Source organism: Cyclobacterium sediminis (genome assembly GCF_054781075.1).
Genome location: NZ_BAAGVC010000021.1, coordinates 1 through 12,128, shown reverse-complemented (window position 1 = coordinate 12,128; position 12,128 = coordinate 1). Strand labels below are relative to the sequence as shown.

Genomic DNA, 12,128 nt, shown 5'->3' with positions numbered 1-12,128 from the left:
GGGGGTTGAAGTAAATGGGGGCGGTAAGATCAAAATAGTACAATGGGAAATAAACCGCATGGTGAATATAAAAACTAGCATTCATGAGTAAATCTATTTGGCCTGATTGTTGGCTATGGTTGTATTTAGAAAACAGAGATTTTTTAATTCAAGATAAAGTTGATAAATACATTTCCTCCAAATTGTAAGAAGCCAACAGCTCAAATTGTACTGCTAGGAACAGTTCCTTCAGGTATTGATTTCCTGTTTAAGTATCAGCATAAGTTTAAAAAAATTAAGGTCACTTTATTTGAAAAATCAGAGCTCGGACCATTCTTATTGGAGGCATTACTTTTGACTAGAGGAAAGCATATGATTTCTAATCCGAATGGGTGTTCTAGTTTTCAAATAGAGAATATAACTATTACTATCATTCGTTCCTCCATAAGCTCAATAAAGGAAGAGGAAAGGCTAATCAATCACAGCGATGGGAAAATAAGATATGATTACCTGTTAATAGGAAAGGCACAGCCGATAAAGGTTTTTTCTAATTGTGTGCAAAGCTTAGGTACGCTATTATGTGGAGCAGAACAGTCAGATAATAAGCTTAATAAGGAAGATGTGGTGCTGGTAGAAGGTCAGGACTTGTTTGCCATTGCTATTGCAATTCGTTTGTTACATTTTGGCATTGTGCCTGTTATTATCTGTCATGAGTCAAGGTTTGCAAGTAAAGAATTGCCGGAAGAGGAAGCCTGGTTAGTTGGGAAGTATTTAAAGCAAATAGGTGTTGAGTCTATTTTTGATGTTTACCTAATATTCAACAGCTTAATAAGCAAAAAAAACATGCTGGAAGTCAAAACTTCTAAGGGTAAAACCTTTCATGCCCATACCATTATTTCTACTACCGGAGATTTCTTTCATTCATTGGATCTGCTGAGGGATTGTAGTGTGAAGAATTCCCATGACCGAAACACAGATCATTTAGATTTTTTTTCCGTTGATGATATCGGAAAAATGAAATCTTCAGCGTTAATCAATAAGGCAATGGCTGAAATGGCCTTTAAATGGAATAATAGGCATTACCTATTAAACGGTAGTCCTCTAAGCTCGCAATGCGATTTCAGTGGACTTGAATGGAAAAAATATGGGGAAATATCCACTAACTGTGGTCAAGATACCCAAAATTTTTACTGGGAACATCCGAGGGGAGAAGTTTCATTTCGAATGCAATATGAAAATACAAATTTATTAATTAAAGGTATATCCTGTTTGAGTTTACCATTTAAAAGTGGGTTTATCGAGTCTGTTTTAAAAGAGAAATGGAATGCTTACGAATTTATAGATAGGATGAAGGAAGGCTTAGTTAATCCTAATCAAGTTAAAGAAGTTTATCCATTGGTTAAGAAATCTTTTGGAGTGGTATTTAAAGATGAAATTAAAAAAACAAGAGGCCCATTTATCAAGCGAATCATTAAGAAGTTTTTTCATAATAATTGATCAGGTCAAATACCATATTAACCAACTTCTGCTTGCTGTAATTCTAGTAAGAAGTCATTTGGATCAAAGATTATAGATGACAATTAATTATTCAGCTGTTCATGGAAAAAAAGAAAATGATAAGGAATGGCTTCTGTCCAATACTCCCAATTATGAGCACCGGGTCTTTCAATATAATCATGCGGAACACCGGCATCTAAAAGGAGTTGGTGCATTTGCCTGTTTGTGTTTAATAGAAAATCCTCCGTACCGCAGTCAATAATCAAACTCACATTATTCTGCTTCATTTTTCCGATCAAGCCTACGGCCGTATAAGGGCTAAAGGGTGCCTCATAGTTAATTTCTCCCAGCATTTCTTTTTGCTGCTTTTTTCTTAGCGCTTTTCTTTCTTCGCCAATATCCCATACTTCGGTACCAATATTCATTACTCCACTCATGCTCCCTGCTGCAGCGTATAAATCCGGATTTTTTGCACTTAGCAAAATGGCTCCATGCCCACCCATAGACAATCCGGTGATAGCCCTTCCTTGTCGAGTTGCAATGGTTTTGTAGTTTTCGTCAATCTCTTTGATCAGATCAATTGTAATATAAGAGGCATAACGAACAGTATCGAGCACGGGGCTGTCATAATAATAGCTGAAAGGCCCCACTTCAGGGGTCACAATCAACATTTCGTATTGGTTCGCCAAATCAGGTAATAGGTCAGGACTTTTAACACTTTTATGCCAATTGCTAAAATTGCCACCTGCACCATGCAAGAGGTAAACAACCGGGTAATGTTCTTCCGAATCTTTATAACCTTCCGGATAGGTAATGGCATACCGCATTTCTTTATTTAAACTTTGGCTGTAGTGACTCACTGTGTCCACTTGGGCAATAGCACTATTAATTATTAATGCGATAAAACCATATAAGAGAAACGATCTTAAAATTAACATAGGCTTCCTGATAATTGTTATAAAATGAATGATACCCAATAAGCTACCTAACTTAATTTATTGTTCCACAATAAACTGCTGTCTCCATAACTTAAAAACCTGTAGTTATTCTCTAATGCTTCCTTATAGATTTCTCTCCAATTACCTTGGGTAAAAGCAGCCACTAAAAGAATTAATGTGGATCCGGGCTGGTGGAAATTGGTCACTAGCCCATTGCATAATTTAAATTCGTAGGCCGGGAAAATAAAAATCTCCGTGGAGCCAATTAATTGTTTCAAATCATTTGCCTGCATCCATTCTAGAATGGCTTCAAGGCTTTCATTTTTGTTTGGAAGGTTTGTATATTCCTGGTAGGGAGTCAATTTATCTATTCGAAACTCTTTTGATTTACCAAGTAACAAATTAACTCCGAACCAATATAGACTTTCCAACGAGCGCATGGAAGTTGTTCCTACCGCTATAATATTGCCTTCAGCCGCGATTAAATTGACAATATTTTCTTTGGTAAACACCATTTGCTCGCTGTGCATCGGATGCTCAATGATGTTGTCATGTTTGATTGGCTGAAAGGTACCTGCTCCGGTATGTAAGGTAAGGTACTCTATTGATATTCCTTTGGCCTTTAAATCGGTTAGGGTTTGGTCTGTAAAGTGAAGTCCCGCCGTGGGTGCTGCTACCGCCCCCTCTTTATCAGAATAGACTGTTTGATAACGTTCTTTGTCCGCATCCTCGGCTGCTCTGTTTAGGTAGGGTGGGAGCGGCACCTCCCCACTAGCCTCAACGATGGAAGCGAAGGATTTGTCATCAGGACTCCAGCTCATTTCAACCTCCCTGTTTTCCCTATTGACCAATTTTGCTTGTAAGGCATAGCTTACCGAATCGATAACTATTTTGGAGGAAAGCAGTTCATTTTCTTTCCATCGTTTAAGATTTCCAATCATGCATTTCCAAGTTACCGGCCCGGTGCTCTCCATGCTTTGTTGAATAAGGGTTGCAGGGAGAATGGGATTGAGCAGGAAAATTTCAATTTTTGCTCCGGTTGCTTTTTGAAAGTGAAGCCTGGCAGGAATAACCTTTGTATTGTTAAATACCAGATGGCTGTTGGCAGGAACCAAAGCTGAGATATTCGAGAATTTTTCATGGCTAATTTTACCATTTTCAAAATGCAATAATTTAGATTTATCTCTTAGTTCAAGTGGATGTTTGGCGATGTATTCATCAGGTAAATCATAGAAATAATCCTTCAACTGTGGAGCACTTTCGATGCGCATATTATTATTAATTCTCGAAATTCAACATTCTTTTAAAAACGATGCAAATATAGCCCTTTCGAAGCAATACCATGGTATTATGCACGGTTTCTATGGCTTCGATAACCATTGGAATAAAATCCGGGAAAAAAATTGCTTTAAGCATTGCCCCTTTTCATCCTTTGGAAGAAAATAACCATATTTGACTATAGCTAAAAAGACAAATGACCAAAATATTTACAGTTAAATGCTCCATTATTGCTTATAATTTGGATTTTAAGTTTGATGCAGGAACCAGTAGAGGAGTACTTAAAAATAAATTAACCCATTTTATTCAAGTTCGTTCAGACCAATTCCCAAAGGCCATCGGCATTGGAGAGGCCGGCCCATTAAAAGGCCTAAGCATAGACGATGTTTCGGATTTTCAGGATAAGGCCAATTTGATTTTGAGAAGGGTGGAGCAAATAAAGTTCCGGGCCAATCAAGAAATACTATTACAGCTGATAGATGAGTTTGATCTTAGGGAGTTTCCAAGTATTCAATTTGCCCTCGAGACTGCCTTGCTAGACTTAATCCATGGAGGTAAGCGGGAGATATTTCAAAATAGCTTTTTCAGTGGCAAATTATCTCTTCCTATAAACGGTTTGGTTTGGATGGGGGATAAGGGATTTATGGAGCGTCAAATTGATCAAAAACTTGAGCAAGGCTATGATTGTATTAAAATGAAAATAGGGGCAATTAATTTTGACCAAGAATGTGAAATTTTAGGGAATATAAGAGAACGATATTCAAAAGAAAAAATAACGATTCGAGTTGATGCCAATGGGGCTTTTACACCGGATACGGCGCTTGATAAGCTCCATAAATTAAATGAGTATGACATCCATAGCATCGAACAACCGATTCAACCGGGTTTGATTCGGGAGATGAATAAATTATGCAAACAATCTCCCATTCCCATAGCTTTGGATGAAGAGCTTATTGGCATTTGTGGAAGAAAAAATAGATTAGCATTACTCCAATCTATTGTCCCTCAATACATCATTCTTAAACCTACATTGCTAGGTGGTATTGTAGCTACAAGAGAATGGGTTGAGCTTGCTGACCAAACCAATACCGGTTGGTGGATGACCTCGGCATTGGAGAGTAATATAGGTCTTAATGCCATCGCTCAACTTACCGCTGCTTTAAAGGCTACCATGCCTCAAGGCCTGGGAACCGGACAATTGTACCATAACAATATTAAATCACCTTTGCGCATTTCAGAAGGTGAATTGTCCTACCATGTGAATATTGACTGGGAATTACCTGGCATTTTTAATCATTAGGCTGACCGATTTCTTTATGTCCAATTCTTTATTATTATCAAGTTAATGATGAAAGTAAACGCTGCTTATTCTTATATAGTTTTCTTGTCTTTAGTCGCTGCTATTGGTGGGTTTTTGTTTGGTTATGATACAGCCGTTATTTCCGGGACCATCAGTGAAGTGACCGAGCAATTTTCTTTGGGAGCCATTGCACAAGGTTGGTATGTGGGTTGTGCTTTGTTGGGTTCAATAATTGGAGTGAGCATTGCCGGAGGTTTAGCTGATAAGTATGGCCGAAAAAGGGTAATGCTACTCTCGGCAGTATTGTTTTCAGTATCGGCCGTTGGCTGTGCACTCGCAGGTACTTTCAATGCATTAATTGTCTATAGAATTATCGGAGGGGCAGGCATTGGCATGGTGTCCATAGTTTCTCCAATGTATATTTCTGAGGTGGCACCTTCTTCCATAAGGGGGAGTTTGGTTTCCTTGTATCAATTGGCCATTACGGTAGGCTTTTTAGGGGCTTTCTTAATGAATTTTCAGTTGTTGAATTTTGCGGAAAGCAAACTATTTCAAATGGGTACGATTTTGTATAAGGTTTTTAATGAGGAAGTTTGGCGGGGAATGTTAGGGATGGAAACTGTTCCTGCCTTGCTGTTCTTCCTTATTTTATTGTTGATTCCTGAGAGCCCCAGATGGCTTGTGGTCAACAACAAAATGCCTAAAGCAGAACAGGTGTTTGCGAAGTTATACAGCTCTGAAGCATCAGGGAAGCAAAAGGTAAAAGAAGTAATGGACCAATCCGGTCAAATTGGAGAGAGCAATTGGATGCTGTTAAAAAATCCGGTGATTTTGAAACCTGTCCTCTTGGGAATGGCCATTGCTATTCTAGGTCAATTTATGGGTGTAAATGCAGTGTTGTATTATGGTCCTAGTATTTTTGAGCAATCCGGTTTGAGTGGAGGGGATGCGCTTTTTTATCAGGTGATGGTAGGCTTGGTCAACGTTTTGACAACCATATTGGCTTTGATTATTATTGATCGTGTTGGTAGAAAAAAATTGGTCTATTTTGGTGTGTCAGGAATGGTCTTGTCGCTGCTAATGATAAGTTTTTACTTTTATGGTAGTGAAATTTATGGTTTACCATCGATTTTTTTGCTGGTGCTATTTTTGGCCTATATCTTTTTTACTGCCATTTCTATATCTGCTGTAATTTTCGTTTTGCTTTCTGAAATGTATCCCAATAAAATCCGAGGTTTGGCCATGTCTATTGCAGGTTTTTCTCTCTGGTTGGGTACTTATTTGGTAGGTCAATTAACTCCTTGGTTTTTGGAAAACCTTGGGCCATCAGGGACTTTTTTATTCTTTGCTTTGATGTGCTTTCCTTACTTGTATATCATATGGAAAAAAATACCTGAGACAGCCGGAAGAAGCTTAGAGGAAATAGAAAACTACTGGTTAGAGAAAAAATAAAAAACAACTAACAATGAAGGAATACCTGGATATATACAAAAACGAATTATTAAATAATGTAATACCTTTTTGGGAAAAAAATAGTCCGGATCAACAATATGGTGGCTTTTTCACCTGCCTTAACAGGCAAGGTGAGGTCTATGATACAGACAAATTCTTGTGGCTGCAAGCCAGGCAGGTTTGGATGTTTGCTGTAATGTATGATCAGGTGGAGGCAAGAAAAGAATGGCTCGATTTGGCAAAACAGGGGGCTGATTTCCTAATTCAACACGGGAGGGACAAAAATGGAGCTTTTTATTTTTCATTAGACCAAAAAGGAAAGCCTTTGGTTCAGCCATATAATATATTTTCCGATTGCTTTGCAGCCATGGCTTTTGCTGCGCTAAACAAGGTGGCCCCAAATGAAGCCTACGCTTCCATTGCAATGCGTACTTTTGAGAACATTCTAAAGAGAAAAGACAATCCAAAAGGGATTTACAACAAAACATTTCCCGGAACAAGGGATTTAAAAAGTTTTGCCCTGCCTATGATACTGAGCAATTTAACGCTTGAAATGGAGTCATTGCTAGATAAGGAAAAGGTTGAAGAATTGGTGCCTACAGTAATCCATGAAGTGATGGATGTTTTTTATCAGGAGGAATCCGGCTTGATTTTGGAAAATGTGAACTTGGATGGAAGTTTTTCTAATTCCCATGAGGGAAGGTTAACAAGTCCCGGTCATGCCATAGAGGCCATGTGGTTTATGCTAGACCTAAGCCAAAAGTATAAGGATGAAGATTTGTGTCAAAAAGCCATAGCAACAGGCTTGAAAACCTTGGAGTATGGCTGGGACAAAGCGTATGGAGGGATTTACTATTTTTTAGATATTTTGGGACATCCCTCGGAGAAGTTAGAGTGGAACCAAAAATTGTGGTGGGTCCATTTGGAAACCTTGGTGTTTTTATCAAAAGCTTATGCTATCACAGGCAATAATGATTGTCTTCAATGGTTTTATAAGGTACATGATTATACCTGGAATCATTTCAAAGACCCTGAATCTCTCGAGTGGTTTGGTTACCTGGACAGGTATGGTAAAATCCAGCTGCCCCTCAAAGGAGGAAAGTGGAAAGGATGTTTTCATGTACCAAGAGGGCTGTATCAGGTTTGGAAAAGCCTTGAAAAAATTCAATAGTTAATGTGAGTCCTTAGTCCGGCAATTGGTTAGGAAGTGAATGCATTCCGGAAAAGAAAACAATGGCCGGATTTGGGATTAATTCTAAGCAAAATATAATATTGAGACAATGAATAGAAGAAACTTTATGGGCAAAGTGGTAATGGGTGGAGGTACCCTTGCCACAGCTACACTTTCAGGTTTACCGGCACATGCCAACCAAGGAGCGAAAAGGGTTCAAATAAACGAAAGTGGCAAAGTATTTAAGGCAGATTTAATCATTGCAGGAGGAGGATTGGGGGGGTGCTCAGCCGCTTTTGCAGCCCTGAGAAATGGCCTGACTGTGGTAATGACCGAAGAGACAGATTGGTTAGGAGGACAGCTGTCTCAACAGGGAGTACCGCCGGATGAACATCAATGGATTGAATCACATGGAGCTCCCGAATTGTACCGGGTTTTCAGAGAGAAAATCAGAGATTATTACAAGAGGTGTTACCCTTTAACTCCCGAAGCTGCTTCAAACAAAAGACTCAATCCGGGGGGAGGGTCCGTCTCCCGACTTTGTTTTGAACCTAAAGTAGGCCACCTTGTCTTGCAAGAAATGTTTGCTTCCTATGAAAGTTCTCGTAAACTCATTATACTTAAGCAGCACAAGGTAGAGACTGCCAAAGTCCATGGGAAGAGGGTGCAATCGCTGATTGCTAAAAATACAATTACAGGAAACACCTCATTATTGGAAGGTGAGTATTTTGTGGATGCTACAGAATTGGGAGACTTGCTGCCACTCACAGGTACGGCTTATATCACCGGAAGTGAAGCGAAGGGAGATACAGGGGAATTTCATGCAGGTGTAACCCACCGACCTGAGAACAACCAAGCCTTTACTGTCTGCTTTGCCATAGACTATGTTAAAGGGGAGGATTGGACCATACCAAAGCCTTCTGATTATGAGTTTTGGAAAAATTTTGAACCTCAAATGAACCCTCCCTGGGCGGGAAAAATGCTGGAGCTTAATTACAGCAGTCCTAAAGACTTGAAGCCGAAAGCACTTGGTTTCCATCCGGAAAGTGTGAAAACAGGCAACAGTTTAAATTTGATGGTTTACAGGAAAATTATTGAGCAGAAAAATCATCAACCGGGCTTTTATGAGGGAGATGCTACGCTCGTCAACTGGCCACAAAATGATTATGTGTCGGGTAATATCGTGGATGTAAGTGAAGAAACCTTTAATAAACATGTTGATGCAGGAAAACAGCAGAGCTTGTCTTTGCTTTATTGGCTGCAAACAGAAGCTCCACGTCCTGATGGGGGCAAAGGATGGCCGGGTCTTAGGCTCAGGAATGACCTGATGGGAACTGAAGATGGTTTGGCCAAATATCCCTATGTAAGGGAATCGAGAAGAATAAAGAGTTTGTTCACGGTACTAGAAGAACATGTGGGGGCAGCCCAGCGCGCACAAGTTTCCGGTTTGGAGGGGAAGAATTTAAAAGCTGCGGCATTTCATGATAGCGTAGGAATAGGTTATTACCATATCGATTTACACCCCAGCTGTGGAGGTGATAATTACATTGATTTTGGTTCATTGCCATTTCAAATACCTTTAGGGGCTTTGATTCCTCAAGAAACAGAAAATTTGTTGCCTGCTAATAAAAATATTGGTACCACCCATATTACCAATGGATGCTACCGATTACACCCCGTTGAGTGGAGCATAGGGGAGGCAGTAGGCATGCTAGTACCCTTTGCGATGAGTAAAAAAGAGCAACCCAAAAACATTCGGGAAAACAGCTCCTTATTAAAGGAGTTTCAATCTTTTATAAGGTCTCAGGGAATTGAAACCAGTTGGCAATAGGGTTAAGTTTTGACCGAAGTATTGTTTTACTAAGAAAAAATGTAAACAGCTTGAAAATCATTTGTTTTCAAGCTGTTTTATTAGGTGTCTTATTTATTTGGCTCCGATTTTTTTAACCAACCATTCGTGACCTTCTTTGCTTTGTTCAGCATAACGCCAGTGTGCGGCATCATGATAAAGCGATAATTCCTTATCTCCGGGAACCACATTGTAGGCAGAATACATAGAGGTAGGAGGGCATACATTGTCATTGAAACCCCAAGAATAAAAGCCGGGGACTTTCACAAATCTTGCAAAGTTTACCACATCATAATACTTAGATGTTTCAATTCGGTCCGGCTGATTGCTCCATTCATCTCTAAATAAATGTGGCCAACCACCGGCTCTACCATGAAGGTAACCCGTGAGGTCAGAAAGGGCAGGGTAATAACTTACCAAATATTTAATTCTTTCATCCAAACCGGCTGTGATAATGGATAAAGCACCTCCTTGGCTTCCACCCATTACCCCAATGTTTTCTCCGTCAAACTCTTCCTGAGCAAAGATAAAATCCACAGCTCTTACACAGCCAAGGTATACTCGCTTGTAATAATATTTGTCTTTATCATCCAAGAAGATGCGGTTATAGTTGGCCAATGCACCTGCTCTTAAGTCCTGATACAATGATGAATTGTATAAATTCACCGGGATTCCATGGATTCCAATTTGAAGGGAGATAACATTTTGATTGATATTGGCACCATAGTAGGGTCTGATTCCGGCACCTGGAACATGCAAGATTGCTGGGTATTTTCCAGGCTTCTTGGGCTTGGTTAGGATACCATAGATTTCACCACTTATATTTTTAAAGGATACATGGTAAACATTGGTGTGGTGGGTAGATCTTTCAGGGATTAAGGTTAATACTGGCTCGAGAGGTATATCCTTTAGCGCTGCTTTTCCCTTGTCCCAAAACTCTTTAAAATCATCGGGTAAGGTGGTAGTAGGTTGGATATCTAAAGGTGCAATTCCGGCTGTTCCTGTATTGGAATAAGTTTCTCCATTTTCAATATAGGTTACCTGACACCTTACAAATCCCGGGACATCAAGTTTTCCACCTTTCAAAGTAGCGGTTCCCTTTTTTAAAGTTGCTGTTCCGGTTAATACAGGCTCCATTTTCTCTGGCCCAATTTGATATTCAATTTCGGCCCCTTCGACTAACTGACCGAACTTGTAAATGGCCACATCGAAAGATATTTCATCACCTTTTTCATAAGTTTTATCGCTTGATGATGGGCTAACCATTATCCTGATAAGGTCTCCTTGTTGTGATTGAGCAGATACAAATTGGCTGAAGACAAGACCGATTAATAATAACAATAAAACGTGTTTTTTCATTGAATAATGATTTTGATTACTATTGGTTTTTTGAATTAATAAATTGACAGGCAATAAAGTTATAAACTAATGCCTTTTAAAGCCAAAAAGTACAATAAATATTCAATATTTTAAGAAGTAAGGATCTAATATACCTGGTAAGCCATTAGGTTTGATTCAAGCAATTGCTGAAAGCTTGTTATTTTCTAATATTCCTGAAACCCTGATCTTTCTAAGTGCGAAGTAAGGGAGGAACGATTTTTTAGGTTAAATAACCTTAAAGGAGGGTTTAGCCCTTCTTTTAAAAATATAATCATGGTATGAAATAGGAATAATCCATTATTTTGGCCAAATTTGTACTTACCCAGAGAAATAATACCCACTAATTTTATAAAAAGTACCGGATTGACCCATATTTTTTCACTCCGCAAGTGCTACAAACAAAGATAAAATTAGGATGACTTGATTGGTGTTTACTGGGTTATAGGTCTAATTACCGGCATAAAACTAACGTAAGAACAAAAAATAATTTATGGCAAAATCGAAAGAAACTTTTAACAAAAAAGAAAAAGAGAAAAAAAGATTAAGGAAGAAGAAAGAGAAGGAAGAAAAAAAAGAAGCCAGGAAATCTAATTCCAACAAAGGGGGAGATCTTGATGACATGATAGCCTATGTAGACGAAGATGGTAATATCACTTCAACCCCACCGGATCCTACCGTTAAGAAAAAGAAAATTGAGCTTGAAGACATTGAAGTAAGTGTGTCCAAACAAGCACCAATTGATCCTGAAGATCTAAGAAGAAAAGGAAAAGTTACCTTTTTCAACGAATCCAAAGGTTATGGATTTATTAAAGATCTAGAATCTCAGGATAGTATATTTGTCCATGTGAAAGGACTGGTTGATGATGTCAGAGAAAATGACCAGGTAACCTTTGAAACCGAGAAAACGCCTAAAGGCTTAAGTGCCATAGATGTGAAATTGGCAACTTAAGCATTTGTGCTATTTTATATATAAAAATTTTTTCTTGGTCTGTTTAATTTACATAATCATCTTGGTTATGGTAACAAAAGCCCAAGATTAAAATAAAAATCCATTCACCCTTAACACTTTCAGGTTAGGATGAATGGATTTTTCTCTTTATGACTAGTCTGGGCTTGTTGGAAAATTCGATAAAACTTGACCACGTAAGGATAAACTAATTCATTCGTGGTTATTTTGTATGTTTATCTTCTGATCAGCAGTACAATTCGACTACGGTAAAGTGCAATTTGGTGAGGCGTTGGGTAGGTTTTCTTTGACCTTTTATCCATTGGGCATAGGTATCC

At 38.8% G+C, this 12,128-nt stretch carries 9 protein-coding genes; 6 read left to right on the top strand and 3 right to left on the bottom strand.

The genetic code is table 11. From position 1 onward, the window contains the following. Positions 1–159: 159 nt before the first annotated feature. Positions 160–1,476 carry a hypothetical protein gene (locus ACYVHJ_RS17330; protein WP_460517259.1) on the top strand — a complete coding sequence of 439 codons (1,317 nt, stop codon included), beginning with the start codon at positions 160–162 and terminating at the stop codon, positions 1,474–1,476. An 83-nt stretch (positions 1,477–1,559) separates the two neighbouring features. Here the strand turns inward: ACYVHJ_RS17330 and ACYVHJ_RS17325 are convergent, their stop codons facing one another. Both ACYVHJ_RS17325 and ACYVHJ_RS17320 read right to left on the bottom strand, forming a co-directional pair. Beyond that, a complete protein-coding gene (locus ACYVHJ_RS17325; protein ID WP_460517256.1) occupies positions 1,560–2,414 on the bottom strand; it encodes an alpha/beta hydrolase in 855 nt (284 codons plus the stop codon). Between the two features lie 47 nt (positions 2,415–2,461). Further along, a complete protein-coding gene (locus tag ACYVHJ_RS17320) occupies positions 2,462–3,685 on the bottom strand; it encodes an S-adenosylmethionine:tRNA ribosyltransferase-isomerase (protein WP_460517253.1) in 1,224 nt (407 codons plus the stop codon). A 203-nt stretch (positions 3,686–3,888) separates the two neighbouring features. On the opposite strand from ACYVHJ_RS17320, the gene ACYVHJ_RS17315 reads away from it, so the two are divergent. The 4 genes from ACYVHJ_RS17315 to ACYVHJ_RS17300 all read left to right on the top strand — a co-directional run bounded on the left by ACYVHJ_RS17315 (position 3,889) and on the right by ACYVHJ_RS17300 (position 9,446). After that, entirely contained in the window at positions 3,889–4,992 is a 1,104-nt protein-coding gene (locus ACYVHJ_RS17315; RefSeq protein WP_339905263.1) for an o-succinylbenzoate synthase, read from the top strand. A gap of 45 nt (positions 4,993–5,037) precedes the next feature. After that, positions 5,038–6,444 carry an MFS transporter gene (locus ACYVHJ_RS17310; protein ID WP_460517250.1) on the top strand — a complete coding sequence of 469 codons (1,407 nt, stop codon included), beginning with the start codon at positions 5,038–5,040 and terminating at the stop codon, positions 6,442–6,444. Positions 6,445–6,457: 13 nt separating this feature from the next. Continuing rightward, positions 6,458–7,615, top strand: coding sequence for an AGE family epimerase/isomerase (locus ACYVHJ_RS17305; RefSeq protein WP_460517247.1), 1,158 nt, complete (start codon positions 6,458–6,460; stop codon positions 7,613–7,615). A gap of 109 nt (positions 7,616–7,724) precedes the next feature. Next, complete coding sequence (locus ACYVHJ_RS17300; RefSeq protein ID WP_460517244.1) at positions 7,725–9,446, top strand: FAD-dependent oxidoreductase; 1,722 nt, start codon at positions 7,725–7,727, stop codon at positions 9,444–9,446. 93 nt (positions 9,447–9,539) lie between these two features. Here the strand turns inward: ACYVHJ_RS17300 and ACYVHJ_RS17295 are convergent, their stop codons facing one another. Then, positions 9,540–10,823, bottom strand: a complete 1,284-nt coding sequence (locus tag ACYVHJ_RS17295) for an acetylxylan esterase (protein ID WP_460517241.1) — start codon at positions 10,821–10,823, stop codon at positions 9,540–9,542. Between the two features lie 511 nt (positions 10,824–11,334). Between ACYVHJ_RS17295 and ACYVHJ_RS17290 the strand changes: the two genes are divergently transcribed. Then, positions 11,335–11,793, top strand: coding sequence for a cold-shock protein (locus ACYVHJ_RS17290; RefSeq protein WP_014022859.1), 459 nt, complete (start codon positions 11,335–11,337; stop codon positions 11,791–11,793). Positions 11,794–12,128: the final 335 nt, after the last annotated feature.

Bases quoted from the DNA above. Each gene is read 5' to 3' on its own strand.
- ACYVHJ_RS17325 (WP_460517256.1), bottom strand. From the start codon at position 2,414: ATGTTAATTTTAAGATCGTTTCTCTTATATGGTTTTATCGCATTAATA.
- ACYVHJ_RS17320 (WP_460517253.1), bottom strand. From the start codon at position 3,685: ATGCGCATCGAAAGTGCTCCACAGTTGAAGGATTATTTCTATGATTTA.
- ACYVHJ_RS17315 (WP_339905263.1), top strand. From the start codon at position 3,889: ATGACCAAAATATTTACAGTTAAATGCTCCATTATTGCTTATAATTTG.
- ACYVHJ_RS17310 (WP_460517250.1), top strand. From the start codon at position 5,038: ATGATGAAAGTAAACGCTGCTTATTCTTATATAGTTTTCTTGTCTTTA.
- ACYVHJ_RS17305 (WP_460517247.1), top strand. From the start codon at position 6,458: ATGAAGGAATACCTGGATATATACAAAAACGAATTATTAAATAATGTA.
- ACYVHJ_RS17300 (WP_460517244.1), top strand. From the start codon at position 7,725: ATGAATAGAAGAAACTTTATGGGCAAAGTGGTAATGGGTGGAGGTACC.
- ACYVHJ_RS17295 (WP_460517241.1), bottom strand. From the start codon at position 10,823: ATGAAAAAACACGTTTTATTGTTATTATTAATCGGTCTTGTCTTCAGC.
- ACYVHJ_RS17290 (WP_014022859.1), top strand. From the start codon at position 11,335: ATGGCAAAATCGAAAGAAACTTTTAACAAAAAAGAAAAAGAGAAAAAA.